Here is a 20,617-nt window from a genome sequence, read left to right as displayed (position 1 = left end):
CCATTTATGAGTGGGTGACCTAGTATCCCCGGGCGGGATCGACGACGTTGAACAGCGGCTCGCCCCGGCGGTAGCGGCCCAGGTTCTCGGCGAACATGCGCACCGATTTCGCCGCCCACCCGTCGTAGACGGCGGAAGAATGCGGCGTCAGGATCAGGTTGCCCTGCGCCCAGAAGGGGCTGTCTTCGGGCAGTGGTTCCTCTGCGAAGACGTCGCGCGCGGCGCCACTTATGCGGCCCGTCTGCAGCGCATCGAGAAGGGGCGCCTCGTCGATCACGCCACCACGCGAGACATCGATCAGGATGGCCGAAGGCTTCATCGCCGCGAAGGCCTGCGCCCCCACGATCCCGCGCGTCGATGGCAGCAGCGGCACGCAGACCACCAGCAGATCGGCGCGCGGCCAGAGATCCGGCAGCGCCTCCATCCCGTGGACCTCGTCGCAATTGTCAGTGGCCTTGGGCCGCGCGCGGACGCCCAGAACGTGAAGCCCCATCGCCTTCATCCGTCGCGCCACCGCCCGCCCGGTCTGGCCGAGCCCGAGGGTGAGGCAGGTCTTGCCTTCCAGCGGTTCCACCTTCGCCGCCGGGTCCCAGATCCGCGCCGCCTGGTCGCGGCGGTAGCGGCCCAGATCCAGCGTGAACTGCAGCGCGCAGCCGAGCGCGTATTCCGCCATCATGTCGGCAGCGACGCCCGCCGCGTTGGTCACGGTCACCGCCCCGGTGTCCCAACTGCCCAGATGATCGACCCCCGACCCCCCGACCGAGAGCCATTTCACCGGGGGCGAAAGCGCCGCCCTGGCCGGGTACCCCGGCCCGCCCTGGAACCGGACGGAATAGATGACCTCCGCCCCGGTCTCCGCGATCAGGCCCGGCAGCGCCTCGTAGCTGTCGCAGCCGTGAAGGGACAGATCGGGATGCGTTTCGGCCACGATGGAAACCGCTTCGTCCGGAGCGTTCGTGTGCAGGATGACGGCGGGGGTCTTCATGGGCTCTCCTGTTGCGGTCGGTCGGTCAGGGGGCGGGCGTGATCAGGGCGTTCACGGCGTCGAAGCGGGTGCCGTCTTCGGTCAGGGACAGCACCGCGTCCTGCAGACGCTGCGCCCGCGCCTGTCCCAGAACCGGGGCCGCGAAGGACATGAACTTGTCGCAGATCGTGGCCGCGTCGAAGGGCGCATCCGGCCCGCCCGAGGCGTTGAGGTCGCCCGACGCGTAGACCGATCCGTCCTGCATCTCGATCTCGATATCGGCCCAACGCCCCTGCGCCGGAAACCTTGCCTGGTGCCGCTCTTCCACCACGCCCTCGGTCAGCGCCACCAGCCGCGCGACGCGGGCGTCCTTCAGCCCTTCACCGGAAATCTGGTCGAGCCCGATATGACCCTCGACCAGCATCCAGGCCACCGGGAAGGCCAGCGCGTATTGCGCCCGGGCCGAGTGGTCGGGCATGCCGGGATAAAGCGCGATCGATTCCGCGAAGCTGCGGATCGTGATGCGGGCGATCTTTTCGTGGTCGATCCCGTGGCGCGCCCGCAGCAGCTTCGCGCCGTCAATGGGGGCATGGGCCCACCGACAGATCGGGTAGGGCTTCACGTATTGCAGCTCGGTCTGCCAGAGCTGCCCCAGATCGGCCCAGTGCGTGGCCACGTCAGGCGCCTCCAGCGTGATGGCCGGCGCGCCGGTAAAGCCCTTTTCAGCCATGATGACCGATGACAGCCCCACCAGCGCGCCCATGCCGGACCCGTCATGCAGCATCGTGGGATTGGCGATCTCGCGCATCATCTGGCTGCGGGGGCCGTGAAATTCCGCGATGCCGAGCGCGTGGCGCAACTGGTCGTCCGACAGGCCACGCAACCGGGCGGCCAGCGCAACGACGCCAAGGGCATTCCACGCGCCAGAGGTGTGGTAGTCGCTGACCGAGGAATGCAGCGCGGTGCCCGCCCGCCCCGCCACTTCGTAGCCGGTGACAAGCGCGGCCAGCGCCTCGCGGCCTGTCAGCCTCGGCAGGTGCTGCGCCAGAACCGACAGCGCGGGCACCACCACCACGCCGATATGCCCCTTGGTGGGGTTGTACCCGTCATGACCATCGAGATTGTCAAGCTGCGTGGCCGCGGCGAAGGCCGCCCCGGCGAGGCTCGCCGCCCGTCCGTCGAACAGCATCGGCGCCGACATGGCCGGGTCCGAACTGCCGTAGAGCGCCAGCGTGGTGTCGCGGGCGATCTGGCCCGCCTGCATCGGGGCGGCGGCCGCGCAGATGCCGAGCGTGTCGAGAAGGAGAAGCGCGGCGCGCTCCATCGTGCTGCCGGGGATGGTCTCCGGCTGCCCGCGCAGGGCGAAATCGGCAAGCCGGGTGAAGGCGTCGGAGGGGGTCGGGATGGCGATGGACATGGGGCGCGTTCCTGTTGTGCACGAGGACAGGGTAGCGGCGGAACGAAGGCTGCCGGTTGCCGGGCGGCGACGCGAAAGGCCCCCGTTTGGTCGGTTTCAGTCCTTCGCCGTGGCGAAGGCCACAACGGCATCGACCAGCACGTCGAGCGTGTCGATCACCTGCGCCTCGGCGCTTGCAGCCTCGGCGATGAGTGAGAATTCGGAACAGCCCACAAGCTGCGTTTCCGCGCCCATGGCCAGCAGCTCCTCCGACGCCGCGCGCAGAATGTTGCGGGCCTCCACCGTTGCGCCATTGGCCTTGATGATGCGGATCGCGTGCAGCAGGGGCGTGTCGTCGCGCAACCAGACCGGGGTCGCGCCGACCTTTTCCAGGGCCCTGTCGAAAACTCCGGTGATCCGCGTGGCGGGGGAGGCGAGGATGCCGACCTTGCCCGCGCCCGCCCGGTCCGCCGACAGCGTGACCACGTTCAGCAGCGGGATGTCGACCGCCGCCTCGATGCTGGCGGCGTAGGAATGGGCGGTGTTGCAGGGCATAGCGAGCGCCTCGGCCCCGCCGGTTTCCAGCCGCCGGGCCATCTCTGCCAGCACCGGGGCAGGATCGCCGCCGGTGCCCTCGATCAGGTGCGCGATGCGCGAGGGCACCTGCGGGTTCATGTCGATGAGCAGGGGGATGTGATCGGAATCATCCTCAGCCTGGACCGCCTGCAGCAGCCGTTGCTGCATCAGGATCGTGGCCTCGGGCCCCATGCCGCCAAGGATGCCGATCCGCCGCATGGCTCAGCCCCGGAAGGCGAAGTCGTAACCGAAGAGCCCGACCGACCCGCCGGTATGCAAGAAGACGATGCGCTGGCCTTCGAATTCCCCCTTGCGGGCAAGGTCGATCAGCCCCGCCGCGCCCTTGCCGGAATAGACCGGATCCAGAAGGATGCCTTCCAGTTCCGCGAACATGCGGATGGCCTCCAGCCCGCTTTCGGTCGGCAAGCCGTAGCCTTCGCCCACGTAATCGGTATTGGCCATCACGTCCTCGCGGGCCACGACGCCGGGGCAGCCCAGTTTTTCGGCCGTGCGGCAGGCGAGGTCATAGACCATCTGTTCCTGCTTTGGCTGCGGCGCGCGGGTGCCGATGCCGAGGACGGGAATACCCGAATTGATCGCTTTCATCCCCGTGACCAGCCCGGCCTGTGTGCCCGACGACCCCGTCGCATGCACCAGCCGGTCGATCACGAGGCCACGGTCATTGGCCTGCCCCACCAGTTCGAAGGCGCAGTTGACATATCCAAGCGCGCCCGTGGGGTTCGAGCCGCCACCGGGGATGACATAGACCTTCTTGCCCTTGGCGCGCTCGGCCTCGGCGGCCTTCTCCATCTCGGCGGGCATGTCGGTGCCGCCGGGGAATTTCTCGGTCGTGGCGCCGTGCAGGTGGTCGAGCAGAACGTTGCCGTTGCCGTTGTAATTGTCGTTGTTGTAGCCGGTGCGGTCTTCCAGAAGGATGTGACAGCCCATCCCGAGCTTGGCGGCGAAGGCGGCGGTCTGGCGGCCGTGGTTGGTCTGGGTCGCGCCTTGCGTCATCACCATGTCGGCACCCATCTCGACCGCTTCGGCCATCAGGAATTCCAGCTTTCGGGTCTTGTTGCCCCCAGTCGACATCCCCGTGCAGTCGTCGCGCTTGATCCAGATCTCGCAGCCCAGTTCCTTTGACAGGCGCGGCATGGGCTCCAGCGGCGTGGGCAGGTGGGCGAGGTGCAGGCGGGGAAAACGGGCGAGATGCATGGGAAGCTCCGATACGGGGTTTGGAGCGGAGCCTAACGCCGTCCTTCGAGCGGCGTCCAGAGCGATTTGATCTCGGTAAGGGTTTATTTCCTTTAGGTTTCACGCAGCTTAAGAGCGGTTTTCAGAGCGCTTAACATGCGCGGGGGAAGGCCTTTGCAAAGGCCTTTCAACGGCCTTCCAAGGCCGTTCCCGCGCCCCGTCTCAACGCGATGCGCTCCGACGTAGAAGGTAGATATCCATGATCCACCCATGCGCGTCACGGGCTTTGGCGCGGGTGTCGGCAATGGTCTGGGTAACCTCGGCCACGGCTCCGCTGATGGAGATCTCGTTTGCCATTCCGGCATAGCCGGTCCACCAGATATGCAGCCCCTCGGGGTCCAGCGCCCGAAAGCTCAACTCGCCATCCAGCATCACCACCGCCGTATCCGCCCCGTCGGGAAAGCCGTTGTCGCGGATCTGGCGGCCAGTGGTCACGACGACTGGCCCGTTGATTTCGTTCAGCGGGATCGCATGCGCTGCCGTCAGCGCCTGGATCGAGGTGATGCCGGGGGTGACGCAGACCTTGAGCGGCAACAGGGCAGCCACCCGGTCCGCGATTCTGAGCGTGGAATCGTAAAGCGACGGGTCACCCCATACGAGAAACGCGACCCGGGTGCCGTTGCCAAGGTTGGCGCGGATCGTCTCAACCCAGAGTGCCGCAATCGCATCGTGCCAGGCATCCACGCGGGCGCGATAGTCGGCAATCGCGGGGTTGCGCACCGGCAGGGCGAACTCCGCCACGTTTGTTGCCGGGTTGGTCAGCACATCGGCACAGATCTGGCGGCGAAGGCCCGCAAGGTCATCCTTCTCCGCCCCCTTGGTGGGGATCAGGATCAGATCGGCGGCATTGATCGCGTCGATGGCCTGCAGGGTCAGGTGACGCGGGTTGCCGGTGCCGATGCCGATAAGGTCGAGCGCGATCATCTGTGGTCCTTCAATGAAACACGGCCCCGCAATCGGGGGCCGTGAAACGTGGATCGGTGTCCGTCTGGATCAGGCGGCGTTGTAAACGCGCGGGTTCACGAGGCCGGAGCCCTTCAGGCCACGCAGCGACTTGGCAGCGGCCAGAACGGCCAGATCGGCCAGCGGTTCGATCAGGACAACCATCATGTAAGCGCCGCCAAAGGCCAGCACAGAGGTCATGGTCTCAGCCCCGAAGCCCTGGCCGTAGAAGGCCCAGAAGGCGACCCAGGCCACCACACCGCCCTGGAAGGCAGTCGACAGTTTCAGGGCCTGCACATAGCTCAGATCGAGGTAACGGGTGCCGGGGGCGATAACCTTCTTGGCCAGTGCGGAGATGGCCAGAAGCGGCACCAGCAGCGTGGTCAGATTGACGAAATACATCGGCAGATCGGTCGGTGCGAAGAACATGCCCTGGATGAGCAGGCCGAGCGCGAGGCCGATCGCGGCAGGCGCGGCGCCCAGCATCAGCAGCAGGGTGGAGCCGAGGATGAAGTGGACTTCCGACACGCCCACCGGGAAATGGGGCAGCAGTTCGAAGAACACGAAGGTGGCGACAGTGGCGAGGCCGGAGCGGACGGCCAGCGAGGCGACACCGCTTTCACGGATGGTGTCTAGGGCCATTTTTGCGGCGACGGTGGCGCCGCCGGCGGCGGTGGCATAGGCCAGCGCCATCTTGGCGCCATGGACGATCCCGGGTTCGATATGCATTTTTTCGTTCTCCTGACCGTCACACCCGACGGCCGTTAAGGTGTTTCGTCTGCCGTGGCCGGTCTCCTGACTTGCGGGTCACAGCCGAGCCTTTCCCCTTCCCACCGGTGTCCTGAGACCCCGGCAGTGGGTTAACGAAAGGCCGCTCGCCGCTCACAGTCGCGGGGGCGGTCGGGGCTTTGGGCGCCGCAATTTGGTCCGCCCTTTCCCCGTTCCCGTTTCAGTCCCGATGCTTTGCACCACAGGGACACCACCCCATGACTATGCAGGTTGAGGACTTGCCGGGTCAATGCGCAAAACAGGCCTGCTTGCGCCTGAAAACGACCTTGGCGGGAAATTCCGCGGCTCAGCCAGGAATGCGGGCGATGGCCTCGATCCGCAGGTCGGGCTGCCTCCGGCGACCTTGCCGGGGGCGCGGGCGGTATCGGGATGGGACGGGCCGCAAAAACAGCCTCTGCGCGATCCCGGACTGGCCGAATGACCAGCTTGCACGAAGGTCAGGCGCGTTCAGGCATCGCCATCGGCCAGCGGCCCATAAAGGATCAGCCCCGGCAGCTTGCTGTTGGATGTCATCAGCTCCGCTGCCAAATCCGTCACGGTGGATCGGGTCAAACGCTGGTTCTCGGTCGAGACGGATTCGGCATAGAGCGCGGGCGTATCGGCGGGCAGGCCCTTGGCCACCAGCCGGGCCACAAGCGCCGCAAAGGTGCGCTTGCCCATATAGACCACGGTGGTCGCTCCGGGATCGGCCAGCGCGGCAAGGTCCAGCCCCTCGGGCAGCGCACCGGTCACGTCGTGGCCGGTGACGAACTGCACCCGACGCGCGGTCAGACGGCGGGTGAGCGGAATGCCAGCAGCGGCCGCGGCGGCGGAGGCGGAGGTGACGCCGGGGATGATTTCGTAGGGAATGCCCTCGGCACGCAGCGCGGTGATCTCTTCCTCCAACCGTCCGAAGATGCCGGAATCGCCGGATTTGAGCCGCACCACCCGCTGGTCGATCTTGGCATAGTCCACGAGCAACCGGCTGACATGATCCTGCTTGGGCGAGGGGCGGCCCGCCCGCTTTCCCACGCCAATGAGGTCCGCGCCTTCGCGGGCATGGGCAAGGATCGGGCCGGAGCTGAGATCGTCGAACAGCACCGCGTCGGCGCGGCCAAGCCGGTCGACCGCCTTCAGCGTCAACAGTTCGGGGTCGCCCGGGCCGGAGGAGACGAAACTGACGAAACCGGTCATGCTACCGCGTGGCCTCCGCGATCAGGTGAAAGAAGGTGCCGGTGGCATGGCCCCGGCGCGATCCGGTTTCCGGCACCGCTGCGCCGCCTGCATCGACCACGTCTGCCAAGGGGGCGTCGGGTTGGTCGAGAATGGTGGAGTAGTGGAACTCGTGGCCCCGCAGCCGCGCGCCCGCCATGTGCCCCGGCATGGCGGTTTGCAGCGTTGCCAGCCGATAGCCCAGATGCATCTTGCGCTTTTCATACGAGGTCACGAGGCCAAGCAGCCCTGCCATCTCGTGCCGGGTGCCCTCCTTGTCGATCAGCGCCGTTCCCATGGCCATGTAGCCACCGCACTCGCCATGGACGGGGCGGGTTTCGGCAAAGGTTTTCAGGCCGCCGCGGAACCTTGTGGCGGCGGCCAGTTCGCCCGCGTGCAGTTCCGGGTAGCCACCCGGCAGCCAGCAGATATCGGCGCTGTCGTCGGGGGCCTCATCATTGAGCGGCGAGAAGGGCTGGATCTCGGCCCCAGCCCGCCGCCAGCCATCCAGCTGATGCGGATAGACGAAGGAAAACGCCCCATCGCGGGCAAGCGCGATGCGCTGACCGGGGGGGGCGATCGCGGCGGTGTCACCGGTCAGCACCGTCGCACCTGCGACCTCCAGCACCCGGTCCAGATCGACGTTCTCCGCCACGAAGCGCGCGGCCGTGTCCAGAATGCGCGGCATCTCTGCCTGTTCGCCCGCCTGAACAAGGCCCAGATGGCGCGAGGGCATCTCGATCTCTTTTTGGCGGGGCAGGGCGCCGAGTACCTCGATCCCCACCTCTTCCATGCCCGCGCGCAGCATCGCTTCATGCCGGGGCGAGGCCACGCGATTGAGCACAACGCCCGCGATCCGCACATCGGGGCGCATCAGGGCAAAGCCATTGGCCACCGCCGCCGCCGATTGCGCCTGACCGGACGTGTCCAGCACCAGCACCACCGGCCATCCGGTCAGCGCCGCCAGATGCGCGCTGGCCCCGTTGCCGCATTCGCCATCGCTGACCACCCCGTCGAAAAGCCCCATGGAGCCTTCCGCGACAATGAGATCCGCGTCTGCCGCGCCCGTGATCAGCCCGCCGATCATCCCTTCGCCCATGGCCCAGGTGTCGAGGTTCACCGACGCGCGCCCGGCAGCGGCCGAGTGAAAGCCTGGGTCGATATAGTCCGGCCCGCTCTTGAAGGGCTGCACCGTCAGGCCCCGCGCGCGCAGCGCGGCCAGCAGGCCAAGCGTCAGCGTGGTCTTGCCGGTGCCCGAGGCAGGGGCGGATATGATAAGGCCGTTGGGAATCACTCGACGGTCTCCGGGAAGCGCGGGTCGGTGCCCACGGGGCGGAAACGACGGTCGTAGTCGCCCGCATAAAGACAGCTTTCGTCGAAATCCTCGGCGCCCAATGCAGGACCCACAAGGATCAGCGCCGTGCGCCCGCGTTCGCCGCCGGTGGCCTCCTCGACCGTGGCGAGCGTTGCCTTGACGATCCGCTGATCGGGCCATGTCGCGCGCCAGATCACCGCGACGGGGCAGTCGGGGCCATAGGCGGGCGATAGCCGCGCCACCACGTCCTCCAGCACATGGACCGACAGGTGAATGGCGAGCGTCGCGCCCGTGGTGGCGAAGTTTTCCAGCGTCTCGCCCTCGGGCATGGCCGACGCGCGGCCCGAGGTGCGGGTCAGCACCAGCGACTGCGCGACGCCGGGCAGGGTCAGTTCCGCGCCAAGCGCGGCGGCGGCGGCGGCGAAGGATGGCACGCCGGGGGTCACGTCATAGGGGATGCCCTCGGCCCGCAACCGGCGCAGCTGTTCACCCATGGCGGACCAGACCGACAGGTCCCCGGAATGGAGCCGCGCCACGTCCTGACCCGCCGCGTGGGCGGTCTTGATTTCCGCGATGATCTCGTCAAGCGAGAGCGGCGCGGTGTTCACGATCCGCGCGCCTTCCGGGCAATGGGACAGCAGGTCTTCGGGCACCAGCGACCCGGCATAAAGGCAGACCGGGCAGGACGCGATCAGGTCGCGCCCGCGAATGGTGATCAGGTCCGCCGCGCCGGGGCCTGCGCCGATGAAGTGAACGGTCATATGTCAGTCCTTTCTGCCAGCGCGATCGTGGCCATGCCGCAAGCGCTTTGCACGCGGGGCGCGATCAGACGCGCCCTGTAGCCGCCTTTGCGGGCCGAGGCCAGAGCCAAGGCTTCCGCGACGGAGCCGGTGGCGAAGCGCGCCTTGATGCGGGGGGAGCAGGTGAGCGTGGGTTCGCCCGCGATGTCCTGTTCGGTCAGGTGGGTAAGGGGCAGGCCCTCGGCCTTGGCCCAGTCCATCAGCGCGGGCGTCGCCTTGATGTCGAGGCAAGCCATCGCATCCGGGCGGCGACCGACACGGGCCAGCGCATCCGCGAAAGCCGCTGCGCCCGCCTCTGCGCGCAATCCTACTCCTGCCCAGATCATCGCGTCACCACCCATTGCAGAACGGGCCGCGCCCGGTCCCATCCGCGCATGGAGCCAAGCGGCCCGGCCTCGGCCAGGTCCGCGCGCAACAGATGCCCGCCATAGGCCCCGTGCCAACGAATGAGCAGCGCCTCGGTTTCCAGCGTGACGGCGTTCATGACCAGCCGCGTGCCCTTCGGCATCCGCTCCCACAGCGCTGTCAGCATCTCCTCCGTCGCGCCGCCACCGACGAATACGGTGTCGGGATCGGGCAGGTCGGCCAGCGCCTCGGGCGCGCGGCCTTCCACGGTAGTAATCCGGTGATCGAGGCCGAATTTGCGGGCATTCAAGCGGATGTTTTCGGCCCGGTCGCTGCGGGTTTCCAGCGCGGTCGCGGTCGCGCCGGGGGCGGCTAGGCAGAACTCGACCGAGATCGAGCCGGAGCCTGCGCCCAGATCCCAAAGGTGCTGGCCGGGGCGCGGCGCGAGGGCCGAAAGCGTCAGGGCACGCACCGGGCGCTTGGTGATCTGGCCGTCGCTTAGGAAGAGATCGTCCGGCAGGCCCGAGGCGCGCGGCAGGCCGGGGGCACCCTCGGCGTCGATGGCGGCGAGGACTGGGGCGGTGACTTCGCCAAGATCGAAGCCGTCGGCGGGGCAACCGCGCAGCCGTTCGCGCGGGCCGCCAAGGGCCTCACAGATCGTCAGCTGCGACGCGCCGTAACCCTGCTCGGTCAGCCAGGCGGCAAGCTCCGCCGCCGCATCGCCATCGCGCAGAGTGCAGAGCACGCGGGCGCCCTCGTGCAGGATCGGGGTCAACCGCTCGAACGGTGCGGCGTGAAGGCCGAGGCAGATCGTGTCTTCAATCTTCCACCCAAGCCGGGAGGCAGCCAGCGAAAAGCAGGACGGCGCGGGAAAGGAACGCCATTCGTCGGGCGCAAGGTGGCGTGCCAGCGATCCGCCCGCGCCGTGCCAGAAGGGATCGCCCGAGGCCAGAACCGCCACCTTGCGGCCGCGCAGGGCCAGAACAGGCTCGACCGAGAAGGGCACGGGCCATTCACGGCCAAGCGCACCCACCCCGGTCAATTCCAGATGCCGCGGTCCGCCAAAAACGATTTCCGCCGCGTCCAGCGCGTCGCGGCTTGCGGGCGGCAACCCGTTCAGGCCATCTTCGCCCAGACCGATCAGGGACAACCAGGGCTCAGCCATGACACGCATCCTCCTGCTTGGCGGCACGACCGAGGCCACCACACTCGCCCGCCTTCTGGCCGAGGCGGGGATGGAGGCCATCTTCTCCTACGCGGGCCGGACCGACAAGCCGATGGCGCAGCCCCTGCCCACGCGGGTCGGTGGCTTTGGCGGTGTGGCGGGGCTGGTGGCCTACCTGCGCGCCGAGGCGATCACCCATGTGGTCGATGCCACCCATCCCTTTGCCGCGCGGATGAGCACCAATGCCGTCCATGCCTGCGCCGAGGCGGGCGTGCCGCTGGTCGGGCTGGAACGCCCGGGCTGGCAGCCGGGCGAAGGCGACCGCTGGACCCATGTCGCGGATATGGACGGCGCGGTCGCGGCCCTGCCCGACAGCGGCGCGCGGGTGTTTCTGGCCATCGGCAAGCAGCATGTGGCGGATTTCGCGGCGAAGCCCGGAAATTTCTACCTGCTGCGTCTTGTCGACCCGCCGAAAGACCCGCTGCCCCTGCCGGATGCCGAGGCCGTCATCGCGCGCGGCCCCTTCGACGTGGCGGGCGACCGCGCGCTGATGGAGCGTCACTGCATTACCCACATTGTCGCAAAGAACGGCGGCGGGGCAGGGGCTCGCGCCAAACTCGATGCCGCGCGTTTGCTTGGCCTGCCGGTCATCCTGATCGACCGGCCCTATGTGCCGCCACGCCGCATCCTGATCAGCGCCAGCGCGGCTATGGCGTGGCTGGATCACAGCGCCGACCTCGGGGTGTAGACGTAGTTTCCGACCCGGCGCGTATCGCGGTTGCCGACGATGACCATGGTGCGCATGTCGGCCATGTCTGGCGTGGCCTCGGCCAGCGTCACGGTGGTGATCGCTTCCTCGGGCGTGCTGACGGCGCGGGCGAAGGAAATCAGCGTCTCTTCCCCACAGGCCTCGCGCAGGATCTCCAGCGCGCGGGCGAATTGGTGCGGGCGCGATTTGGAGCGCGGGTTGTAGAAGGCCATGGCGAAGCCTGCCTCGCCTGCAAGACGCAGACGTTTCTCGATCAATTCCCACGGTTTGAGATTGTCGGACAGGTTGATCGCCGCGAAATCATGCCCCAGGGGCGCGCCGATCCGCGCGGCGGCGGCGAGCATCGCGGTGATGCCGGGCAGAACGCGGATGTCGAGCGACAGCCACTCTTGCGGCCCCGCCTCCAAAGCCTCGAACACGGCGCTTGCCATGGCGAAGACGCCGGGATCGCCGGAGGAGACGACGACCACCTGCTTGCCATCGGCGGCCATCTCCAGCGCGTGGGTGGCGCGGTCAAGCTCCACCCGGTTGTCGCTTTCATGCAGCGTCAGGCCGGGGCGCGGCGTCACGCGGCGCACATAGGGGATGTAGCCCACTACGTCCGTCGCTTCGGCCAGAACTTCGGCGACCTCGGGCACGATCAGGCTCTCGCGCCCCGGTCCCAGCCCCGCGACAACGACCCACCCGCTCATGGCCGGCGGCCCTGCCCGTGCAGCAGGCAGATCGCGAAATAAGGCGTCTCACCCGAGAAATCGGTCAGCTTCTGCACCGTCTGTTTCGGCATCGTCCCGCGTTCCACCAGCCACGCATCGTCGAGCCGCCCCGCAGCCTCCAGCGCCCGTTTCAGCTTCGGCAGGTTGCGCCCGATCTTCATGACCACGGCGGCGTCGGTGTCCTTGAGCCGCCGGACCAGTTCCTCTTCCGGCAGGGTCGCCATGGCCACGGTCAGCACGTCATCGCCCCAGGTGATCGGCAGTTCGGTCGCCGTCCAGCAGCCGGACATGCCGGTGATGCCAGGCACGATCTCCACCTCGACCCGGCCTTGCAGGCGCGAATGCAGGTGCATGAACGATCCGTAGAAGAACGGGTCGCCCTCGCACAGAACGATGACGTCATCGGTCGCGGCCAGCGCCTCCAGCCGGTCGGTCCAGCCGTCGTAGAACTCGGACAGGATGCGATTGTATTCCGGGTCCTTGAAGGAAATCTCGGTCGTTACCGGGTATTCCATCGCGTGTTCGGTGACGTCCTGGCGCAGTATCCCCTCGACGATCTGGCGCGCCTGTCCCTTGCGGCCCGCCTTGCGGAAATAGGCGAGGTGACGCGCCCCCCGGATCAGCCGGTCGGAGCGGACGCTCATCAGATCCGGATCGCCGGGGCCGAGCCCGGTGCAGATGACCTTGCCCATCTCGCTTACTCCTTGAAACTGGCGAGCGCGTTGACCGCTGCCACGGTAATGGCGGACCCGCCAAGGCGGCCCTGCACGATCATCGAGGGAACCGGCAGGTCCTGCATCAACGCATCCTTCGACTCGCGCGCACCGACGAAGCCCACGGGGCAGCCGATGATGGCGGCAGGGCGCGGGCAGGCGGGGTCTTCGAGCATGTTGAGCAGGTGGAAAAGCGCCGTGGGGGCGTTGCCGATGGCCACAAGCGCGCCTTGCAGATGCGGGCGCCACAGCTCCAGCGCGGCAGCCGACCGGGTGTTGCCCATCTCTTTCGCCATCTCCGGCACGCGGGGATCGCGCAGGGTGCAGATCACCTCATTGTTCACGGGCAGGCGCGGGCGGGTGATGCCCTCGCTGACCATGTAGGCGTCGCACAGGATCGGCGCGCCGTCCTTCAGGGCCTGCCGGGCGATGGTGGCCATGCCGGGCGAAAACCGCACGTCCTTTTCCAGCCCCACAAGCCCCGCCGCGTGGATCATGCGGACGACGACCGGTTCTTCGTCGCTGTCGAAGCGGTCCAGATCGGCCTCCGCCCGGATGGTGCGGAAGCTTTCCTCGTAGATGGCGGCGCCGTTGGTCTCGTAGATATGGGGCATTCACAGGGCCTTCTTGATCTGGTCGGGGGCAAGGCCGGTGGCCTCGGGCGTGGCGTCGGCGCGGCCGTCGCGGATAAGGTCGAAGCGGTCGGGGCCGGTCGCGGTCAGGGTGATCGCCGCAGGGCCGGGATGGGCGCAGCCCTTGGCGCAGCCGGAAATGTGCAGGCGCTGGCCTGCGGGCAGATGCGGGGCGAGGGTGCGGGCAAGGTCTCGTGTGGGCGACAGAGCCTGCGGACACCCCGGCGCACCGGTGCAGACGTCTATCGCCAAGCGCGGGTCGTGGGCGTCATGGATCAGGCCGGGCAGGTCGGGGGCCTCGGTCATGCCTTCCAGCAGCAGCATCCGCCACGGGGTGACACGGATCGGGGCGAGCTCTGCCAGCGCGGCAAGGGTGGAGGCCGTGATCTGTCCGAATTCCAACGCCACGAGTTGCCCTGCCGATGTGGTGCCCGGTGCCGGAGCCGCTGCCCCTGCCACCGCGGGCGTTTCGCGAAACTGGCCGGGCAAGACTACCCCGCTTGCCAGATGCCGCGCCATGCGGCCCCGGCCTTCGGGCGCACCGCCGGTGGCGAGGAACCAGCGGGCGAGGTCCAGCGCAGCCTCGGCGGCGGTGTCTTCGGTCACGGGCGCCGCGAGGTCGCTGCCATCGGGTCGCAGGATGAGGCCGCTTTCGCCGCGTTCGATACGGATATCGGCAGAGGTCTCGTGCAGGATCGGCTCCGGCCCGCAATCGACGGCAAAGCCGAACTTGCCCGGCAGATCGGGGGCGTCAGGCTGCGCCAGCGCCTCGGTCAGGGCGTGGGCGATGCGATGCGTCGTGTCACCCTCGGACCAGAACGGCTGGATCACCAGATTGCGCCGGGTTTCCGCCGCTACGTCGCGGTCGATGAGGCCAAGCGCCGTCAGCCTGTCGATCAGGGCCGGGTGCGCCTCGGGCGTCACGCCCCGGATCTGCACATTGGCGCGGGCGGACATGTCGATCAGCCCGTTCCCGTGCTCTGCCGCCAGCCGCGCCACACCCGCCGCCTGCTCCTGCGACAGCCGCCCGAGCGGCGTGCGCACGCGCACCACCAGCCCGTCGCCCGACATCATGGGCCTGAGCGCGCCGGGGCACCAGCCGTGGACGACGGGGGCGCTCATTGCGCGGCCTCCAGCGTGGCGGCGATGGAATTGCGGCGGGTGACCCACAGCCCGGCATCGTGGAGCGCCTGAAAGCGGGCGCGCATGGCTGCCAGCGCCTCCGGGTTCTCGCGCTCCATGAAGGCGACCAGATCGTCGCGGCCAAGCGTGGCGTCATGGTAGAGGTCAAAGAGATGCGGCGGGACGGCGGCGGCGAGATGCGCAAAAGCCGCGAGGTGGTCGAGCGTTGCCGCGATCTCTGCCGCGCCCCGGAAGCCGTGCCGCATCATTCCGTTCGCCCAATCCGGGTTGGCGGCACGGGCGCGGGTAACACGGGCAATCTCTTCGGTCAGGTCGCGGGCGCGGGGGCGGTCGGGCTGGGTCGCGTCCATGTGGTAGAGCGCGGGGGCATCGCCGCCAAGCCGGGCCACGGCGGCGGCAAAGCCCGCCTCATGCGCGGCGTAGTCGGAGGCCATCAGCAGATCGGTTTCCGGCAGGTCCTGCAGGTGCACGAAACTGTCGGCGGATTTCACGCGGGTCTCCAGCGCATCGCGCGCTTCGGAGGAGGCCCCCTGCGCGTCAATGGCGTAGCTCGATGCGTTGAGCCAGGCCTCGCCTGCCGCGCTGCGGGCCTCGTCGGTATAGTCGTCGAGATGCGCGGTCATCCCCACACCGTAGCTGCCGGGGCGTGGCCCGAAGACGCGCGGCGTGCGGGCGAGGTAGGGGTTGTCGTCCGCGGCTTCCTCACGTTCCGCCAAGGCACCCGCCGCCGCCTCGAACATCTGGGCAAGGCCGGGGAAGACATCGCGGAAGAGGCCCGATACACGCAAGGTCACGTCGATCCGGGGGCGGCCAAGCAGCGCCAGCGGGATCACCTCGAAGCCTGACACGCGCTCGCTGCCTTCGTCCCATTTCGGGGCGAGGCCCGCGAGGTGCAGCGCCATGGCAAACTCTTCGCCCGCTGTGCGCATTGTGGCCGATCCCCACAGGTCCACCACCAGCCCGCGCGGCCAGTCTCCGTGATCCTGTAGATGTTTGCGCAAAAGTTCCTCGGCCAGCTTTACGCCCTGCGCATGGGCGGCGCGCGAGGGCACGGCGCGGGGATCGGTGGTAAAGAGGTTGCGGCCCGTGGGCATCACATCGGACCGGCCCCGATGGGGCGAACCCGACGGGCCGGGGGCGACCAGACGGCCCTCCAGCGCGGCCAGCAGCCCGGCGCGTTCCTCGGCCCCGCAATCGCCCGTGCCGAAGATGTGCAGCCCGTCGCCATACTGGCTTTCCTTGATATCGCAGACGAAGCGGTCGATCCGGGTGATCGCCTCGGCGGCGCTGGCGTCTTGAGGGATACCCAGATCGGCCTCGACCCCTGTGCCCTGCGCCTCCGCCCGGATGTCAGCGATCAGCCGGTCGCGGCGGGCGGGGTCGAGCCCGTCGGCGGTGGAGTATTCATCGAGCAGATGTTCCAGCCGCCCCATGCCCTCGGGCAGCGTCGTCTGCGCCATGGGGGGCGGCATGTGGCCGATGGTGACGGCGCCCACCCGACGCTTGGCCTGTGCGGCCTCGCCGGGGTCGTTCACGATGAAGGGATAGATGACCGGCAGCGGGCCGAGCAGCGCCTCGGGCCAGCAGTCCTGCGACAGCGCCACAGCCTTGCCCGGCAGCCATTCCAGCGTGCCATGGGCGCCCACATGGATCAGCGCGTCGGTCTGCGCGCGCAGCCATAGGTAGAAGGCGACATAGCCGTGGCGCGGGGTGCGGCTGAGGTCGTGGTAATCGTCGTCGCGGGTCTTGACCTCGCCCCGTTCGGGTTGCAGCGCGATCAGCGCCTTGCCCGCCCGGATCGCGGCGAAGGTGATCTGGTCGCCCTGCGCGGCGGGGTCGGTTTCCGGGTCTCCCCACGCGGCGAAGAGGTCGTCGCGCAGCGCGTCGGGTAGGGTCTGCACCGCCGCGCGGTAGTCGGCCAGTGGCCAGCCGATCCGTTCGACCAGCAGGCGCTTGCCCATGTCGGGGGCCTGTCCGAGGTCGTGGCCTTGCGCAGTCAGCCCCTCCAGCAGACCTTCGACGGATGCCAGCGGGTCGAGCCCGACCGCGTGGGCGAGGTTCCAGTCGCGGCCCGGATAGGTGGACAGCACGATTGCCAGCCGCTTATCGGCAGCGGGCAGGGTGGCGAGGCGGTGCCAGCTGGCCACCCGGTCCACCACCTGCGCGATGCGGCCCTGATCCGCGCGATGCGCGAAACGGGAATATTCGAGATCGGGGTCCTTGCGCCCCGGCTGCTTGAAGCTGGCGACGCCTGCGAAGATGCGCCCGTCCACCTCCGGCAACACCACATGCATGGCGAGATCGGCGGGCGAGAGGCCCCGGTCGGCCTCGGCCCAGTCCTTCTTGCGCGCGGTCGACAGCGCGATCTGGAAGACCGGGCAGCCGGGTTCCGACAGCGGCGAGGGCTTGCCGTCCGATCCTTGCGCCGAAAACGCGGTGGCGTTGACGATGGCGGCGGGGGCCAGCGCCGTCAGCTGCTCACGTATCCACTCGGCTGCGGCGGGCTGTTTCAGGCTGGCGGCGAAGATCCCTACAGCCTCGAACCCCCTAGCCTCCAGCGCCGCGATGGTGGCGTCCACCGGGTCGGTATCGGCAGCCGTCAGGTAGGAGCGGTAGAAGGTGACCGGGACCAGCGGCTTGCCGGAAGGCGTGAAGCTGCGCAGCACACCGTCGCCCGGACGATAGAAGCCGAAATCGGGCACGGTCTTTTCGCCCACCACCGGCCCCGCATAAAGCCCGCCCGCCAGCGCCAGCTGCGCCAGCGCCGCGTGGGCGGCCACGGCCCCGCCCGCGTCACACAGGTGCTGCAGGCGGCGCAGGGTCGAGACGGGCAGGGTAGAGAGCTCATCAAGCCGCGGATCGGGGCGGCCATCGGCGGGCAGGATCGCCAGCGCCATGCCGGTGCGGTCGGCCAGTTCGCGCAAGGTCGCAAGGCCATAGGGCCAGTAGCTTTCGCCACCGATCAGCTTGACCAGCACGGCCTTTGTGCCAAGCAGCGTCTGCTCGGCATATGTGTCGACGGACAGGGGGTGTTTCAGGGCAACGAGATTGGCGAGGCGCAGCGTGGGTTCGAACCCACGCTCCCGCGCGCGATGATAGCCCGCCGCGAAGGCCCCGAGGTCGGAATCGGAAAAGGACAGCACCACCAGGTCCGCCGGGCTCTGGCCCAGGTCCATGGGGGTGTCGGTTTCCTCCAACCCGTGGCTTTCGCGGAAGACGACATGCATCGGCCCGGCCTTACCCCTCCAGAACCGCGCGGATCGCGGCGGGATCAACGTGATCATGCTCGCCGATCACCACAAGCTGCGACCGGCGGGGCATGTCGCCCCACGGACGGTCGAACTGGGTGCGCAGGCGCTCGCCCACGGCCTGAACCAGCAGTCGCATCGGTTTGCCCTTCACGGCGATATACCCCTTCACGCGCAGCGCGTTCTGTTCCCGCGCCAGCCGCAGCACAGCGGCTTCCAGCGCTTTCACGTCTTCTACCTCGTCCAGCTCGATCACCACGCTGTCAAAATCGTCATGTTCGTGGTCATCCGCGCCGTCATGGTGGCTGGGACGCGCGTCGAGATCGTCTTCGGCGGCTGCTTCCAGCCCCAGAACGACGCGCGGGTCGATGACGCCCTCGGTCATCGGCAGGATCGACACCTTGCGCGGCATCTCGGCCTCGATCACCGCGCGGGCTTTTTCGAGGCCGTCCTCTCCGGCCAGATCGGCCTTGGAGAGTAGCACGATATCGGCGCAGGAAATCTGGTCTTCGAAGACCTCGCCAAGCGGTGTGTCGTGGTCGAGGCTGTCATCGGCCTCGCGTTGCGCCTGAACGGCGTCCACGTCGGGGGCGAAGCGGCCCGCCGCCACGGCCTCGGCATCGGCCAGCGCGATGACGCCATCGACGGTGATGCGCGAGCGGATCGCGGGCCAGTCGAAGGCCTTCAGAAGCGGCTTGGGAAGCGCCAGCCCGGAGGTTTCGATGAGAATATGATCGGGCGTCTGCGGCAGCGCCATCAGCGCCTCGATCGTCGGGATGAAGTCATCGGCCACGGTGCAGCAGATGCAGCCATTGGCGAGTTCCACGATGTTTTCCGCCGGGCAGTTGTCATCGGCGCAGGTCTTGAGGATATCGCCATCGACGCCCGCGGTGCCGAACTCGTTGACCAGAACGGCCAGCCGCTTGCCCTGGTTGTTGGTCATCAGGTGGCGGATGAGCGTGGTCTTGCCCGCGCCGAGAAAGCCGGTGATGACGGTGACGGGGATCTTGGAAAGCGTTTGCATGGATCAGTCCTTGGGATCTGGGGCCGAGAGCGGGGGGATGCGGGCGATGGATTGCTTGCGGAACACCTCTGGCCGCTCGCGCCAGGGCACGAGACCGTCGGTTGTGGCGGCATAGGCGCGGATACCGGCGAGGATCTGGTCGAGGTGATCTTCGGGATCGAGGCGGCCATAGATATAGGTCCAGCGGTCCGGCCCGCCGGTAATGGCCAGCGAACAGCCGTTGGAACAGGCAGAAAGGCATTCATTGCCGCGCAGGCGGACGCCCTCTGGCAGATCGGCGGCTTGCAGCGCCTCATGCAGGCGAAACCCGGGGCGCGGTTCTTCTGGAACGCGCTCACCATCCACCGTCTTGCGGCAGGTCGTGCAGACCGTGACTGTCACCTCGCCCATGCGCGGCCTCTCTGTCTCTTCGGCGAAAGGGGGGGACCAGCCGGGGCGCATCTCGCCCATATTGGCCGGCGCGACACACCCCGGCCGCCCGTTACTCCTGTTGCTGGCAGGTCTCCCGGCTTGCGGATATCGGGGCAGTGGCAGCCCCGGCGGCGTCTGGTCCTTCCCGGCGGCTTGCCAGTGGTTCCAGGGCCTTCTCCGGTCACGGTCGCGGGGGCGGCTGCGCTTCGGCGATGAACCATGCAAGGTCGCAAAGCCTGTCGCATTCCCTCTTCGCCTGTTCTAGGAACAGGAACCAGCAGACCCGCACCTGCGGCATGCACCGCCCCGATGTCAAGCGAAGGATGATGAAATGGCCGATACGCCGCTCTCGGATGAAGACCGCCACGCCCAGAAGATGGCCAAGAAGAAGGCCGCGCGCGACAAGATCATGGCCACGAAAGAGGGCGAGAAGGGGCTGATCATCGTCCATACCGGGCCGGGCAAGGGCAAATCCTCCTCCGGTTTCGGGATGATTCTGCGCTGCATCGCCCATGAAATGCCCTGTGCGGTGGTCCAGTTCATCAAGGGGGCGTGGGATACGGGCGAACGGCGCATTCTGGAGGGGAATTTCTCCGAACTTTGCCAGTTCCACGCCATGGGCGAGGGCTTTACCTGGGAGACCCAGGACAAGAGCCGCGACATTGCCATGGCCGCGAAAGGCTGGGAAAAGGCAAAGGAGCTGATCCGGGACCCTGAGATCAAGATGGTGCTTCTGGACGAGATCAACATCGCGCTGCGCTATGACTATCTGGATATTGCCGAGGTCGTCCGGTTCCTGAGCGAGGAAAAGCCGCCGATGACCCATGTGGTGCTGACCGGGCGCAACGCCAAGGAGGAGTTGATCGAGATCGCCGACCTGGTGACCGAGATGACCCTGGTCAAGCACCCGTTCCGGTCGGGGATCAAGGGGCAAAAGGGAGTCGAGTTCTGAGAGNTCGAGTTCTGAGAGCGGTTTCGCCGCCTTCGGCGTCGACCCGCCGGGGGGCGCTGCCCCCCGGACCCCCCGAGGTATTTTCGCCAAGATGAAAGCAAGGGTTTGTTAAGGTTAACGTGCCATGATGGGCGTGCGGTACAGGGAGAGGTCCCGATGACCGCCCAAGGTGAAAGCGCCGCGTCCAACCTGCCTCGGCAGCACTGGGCGCGGCGCCGACGGTGTTTCCCTTCCGATTTCATCTTGGCTGAAGGGTCTATTCCAGCTGAGGAGTT

Annotated in this window: 21 protein-coding genes and 2 riboswitches; of the genes, 3 read left to right on the top strand and 18 right to left on the bottom strand. The window is 67.9% G+C overall.

Annotated features, from left to right (window positions below; genetic code table 11):
* Positions 1-19: 19 nt before the first annotated feature.
* From EP237_RS22065 to EP237_RS22040, 6 genes are all read right to left on the bottom strand, one after another.
* Positions 20-985 carry a D-2-hydroxyacid dehydrogenase gene (locus tag EP237_RS22065; RefSeq protein ID WP_127562989.1) on the bottom strand — a complete coding sequence of 322 codons (966 nt, stop codon included), beginning with the start codon at positions 983-985 and terminating at the stop codon, positions 20-22.
* Positions 986-1,010: 25 nt separating this feature from the next.
* Positions 1,011-2,381: an MmgE/PrpD family protein gene (locus EP237_RS22060; protein WP_127562988.1), complete on the bottom strand. Its 1,371-nt coding sequence runs from the start codon at positions 2,379-2,381 to the stop codon at positions 1,011-1,013.
* 96 nt (positions 2,382-2,477) lie between these two features.
* Entirely contained in the window at positions 2,478-3,155 is a 678-nt protein-coding gene (cuyB, locus tag EP237_RS22055; RefSeq protein WP_127562987.1) for a cysteate racemase, read from the bottom strand.
* Positions 3,156-3,158: 3 nt separating this feature from the next.
* Positions 3,159-4,151 carry a D-cysteate sulfo-lyase gene (cuyA, locus tag EP237_RS22050; protein ID WP_127562986.1) on the bottom strand — a complete coding sequence of 331 codons (993 nt, stop codon included), beginning with the start codon at positions 4,149-4,151 and terminating at the stop codon, positions 3,159-3,161.
* Positions 4,152-4,352: 201 nt separating this feature from the next.
* Positions 4,353-5,114, bottom strand: a complete 762-nt coding sequence (gene cobF, locus EP237_RS22045; protein WP_127562985.1) for a precorrin-6A synthase (deacetylating) — start codon at positions 5,112-5,114, stop codon at positions 4,353-4,355.
* A 69-nt stretch (positions 5,115-5,183) separates the two neighbouring features.
* Positions 5,184-5,861, bottom strand: coding sequence for an energy-coupling factor ABC transporter permease (locus EP237_RS22040; protein WP_127562984.1), 678 nt, complete (start codon positions 5,859-5,861; stop codon positions 5,184-5,186).
* A gap of 40 nt (positions 5,862-5,901) precedes the next feature.
* A riboswitch (cobalamin riboswitch) is annotated at positions 5,902-6,131 on the bottom strand.
* Positions 6,132-6,150: 19 nt separating this feature from the next.
* Between EP237_RS22040 and EP237_RS22035 the strand changes: the two genes are divergently transcribed.
* Positions 6,151-6,342 carry a hypothetical protein gene (locus tag EP237_RS22035; RefSeq protein WP_127562983.1) on the top strand — a complete coding sequence of 64 codons (192 nt, stop codon included), beginning with the start codon at positions 6,151-6,153 and terminating at the stop codon, positions 6,340-6,342.
* 26 nt (positions 6,343-6,368) lie between these two features.
* Here the strand turns inward: EP237_RS22035 and cobA are convergent, their stop codons facing one another.
* Genes cobA through cbiE form a run of 5 tightly spaced genes read right to left on the bottom strand, consistent with a single transcriptional unit; the run spans position 6,369 to position 10,737 of the window.
* Positions 6,369-7,094 carry a uroporphyrinogen-III C-methyltransferase gene (gene cobA / locus EP237_RS22030; protein WP_127562982.1) on the bottom strand — a complete coding sequence of 242 codons (726 nt, stop codon included), beginning with the start codon at positions 7,092-7,094 and terminating at the stop codon, positions 6,369-6,371.
* 1 nt (position 7,095) lies between these two features.
* On the bottom strand, positions 7,096-8,406 hold the full coding sequence (locus EP237_RS22025; RefSeq protein WP_206052343.1) for a cobyrinic acid a,c-diamide synthase CobB: 1,311 nt from the start codon (positions 8,404-8,406) through the stop codon (positions 7,096-7,098).
* Complete coding sequence (cobM, locus tag EP237_RS22020) at positions 8,403-9,188, bottom strand: precorrin-4 C(11)-methyltransferase (RefSeq protein ID WP_127562981.1); 786 nt, start codon at positions 9,186-9,188, stop codon at positions 8,403-8,405. Before cobM ends, EP237_RS22025 begins: the two co-directional genes overlap by 4 nt.
* On the bottom strand, positions 9,185-9,568 hold the full coding sequence (locus tag EP237_RS22015) for a cobalamin biosynthesis protein (protein WP_338068204.1): 384 nt from the start codon (positions 9,566-9,568) through the stop codon (positions 9,185-9,187). Before EP237_RS22015 ends, cobM begins: the two co-directional genes overlap by 4 nt.
* Positions 9,550-10,737, bottom strand: coding sequence for a precorrin-6y C5,15-methyltransferase (decarboxylating) subunit CbiE (cbiE, locus tag EP237_RS22010; protein ID WP_127562979.1), 1,188 nt, complete (start codon positions 10,735-10,737; stop codon positions 9,550-9,552). Before cbiE ends, EP237_RS22015 begins: the two co-directional genes overlap by 19 nt.
* On the opposite strand from cbiE, the gene EP237_RS22005 reads away from it, so the two are divergent.
* Positions 10,736-11,485 carry a cobalt-precorrin-6A reductase gene (locus EP237_RS22005; protein ID WP_127562978.1) on the top strand — a complete coding sequence of 250 codons (750 nt, stop codon included), beginning with the start codon at positions 10,736-10,738 and terminating at the stop codon, positions 11,483-11,485. The two genes, cbiE and EP237_RS22005, sit on opposite strands and share 2 nt — an antisense overlap.
* Here the strand turns inward: EP237_RS22005 and cobJ are convergent.
* The 7 genes from cobJ to EP237_RS21970 are packed head-to-tail and all read right to left on the bottom strand — an operon-like array spanning position 11,461 to position 19,369.
* Complete coding sequence (gene cobJ / locus EP237_RS22000; protein WP_127562977.1) at positions 11,461-12,198, bottom strand: precorrin-3B C(17)-methyltransferase; 738 nt, start codon at positions 12,196-12,198, stop codon at positions 11,461-11,463. The genes EP237_RS22005 and cobJ overlap by 25 nt on opposite strands.
* Positions 12,195-12,911 carry a precorrin-2 C(20)-methyltransferase gene (gene cobI / locus EP237_RS21995; protein ID WP_127562976.1) on the bottom strand — a complete coding sequence of 239 codons (717 nt, stop codon included), beginning with the start codon at positions 12,909-12,911 and terminating at the stop codon, positions 12,195-12,197. The genes cobJ and cobI overlap by 4 nt, the downstream gene beginning before the upstream one ends.
* A gap of 5 nt (positions 12,912-12,916) precedes the next feature.
* Positions 12,917-13,546 (bottom strand): precorrin-8X methylmutase, encoded by a 630-nt coding sequence (locus tag EP237_RS21990; protein WP_127562975.1) that lies wholly within the window; start codon positions 13,544-13,546, stop codon positions 12,917-12,919.
* Positions 13,547-14,686, bottom strand: coding sequence for a precorrin-3B synthase (gene cobG, locus EP237_RS21985; RefSeq protein WP_127562974.1), 1,140 nt, complete (start codon positions 14,684-14,686; stop codon positions 13,547-13,549). It lies immediately after the preceding gene.
* A complete protein-coding gene (gene cobN / locus EP237_RS21980; protein ID WP_127562990.1) occupies positions 14,683-17,934 on the bottom strand; it encodes a cobaltochelatase subunit CobN in 3,252 nt (1,083 codons plus the stop codon). Before cobN ends, cobG begins: the two co-directional genes overlap by 4 nt.
* A 10-nt stretch (positions 17,935-17,944) precedes the next feature.
* A complete protein-coding gene (cobW, locus tag EP237_RS21975) occupies positions 17,945-18,979 on the bottom strand; it encodes a cobalamin biosynthesis protein CobW (RefSeq protein ID WP_127562973.1) in 1,035 nt (344 codons plus the stop codon).
* Positions 18,980-18,982: 3 nt separating this feature from the next.
* A complete protein-coding gene (locus tag EP237_RS21970) occupies positions 18,983-19,369 on the bottom strand; it encodes a DUF1636 family protein (protein WP_127562972.1) in 387 nt (128 codons plus the stop codon).
* Between the two features lie 88 nt (positions 19,370-19,457).
* A riboswitch (cobalamin riboswitch) is annotated at positions 19,458-19,684 on the bottom strand.
* Between the two features lie 37 nt (positions 19,685-19,721).
* Between EP237_RS21970 and cobO the strand changes: the two genes are divergently transcribed.
* The gene (gene cobO / locus EP237_RS21965; RefSeq protein WP_127562971.1) at positions 19,722-20,342 is read left to right on the top strand and encodes a cob(I)yrinic acid a,c-diamide adenosyltransferase; all 621 of its coding nucleotides are present in this window, start codon (positions 19,722-19,724) and stop codon (positions 20,340-20,342) included.
* Positions 20,343-20,617: the final 275 nt, after the last annotated feature.

It is taken from the genome of Nioella ostreopsis (assembly GCF_004000255.1).
In the GTDB taxonomy this organism is placed as follows: Bacteria; Pseudomonadota; Alphaproteobacteria; order Rhodobacterales; family Rhodobacteraceae; genus Nioella; species Nioella ostreopsis.
Note: the sequence above shows the minus strand (reverse complement) of the source record. Positions and strands in the feature narration are given on the sequence as shown.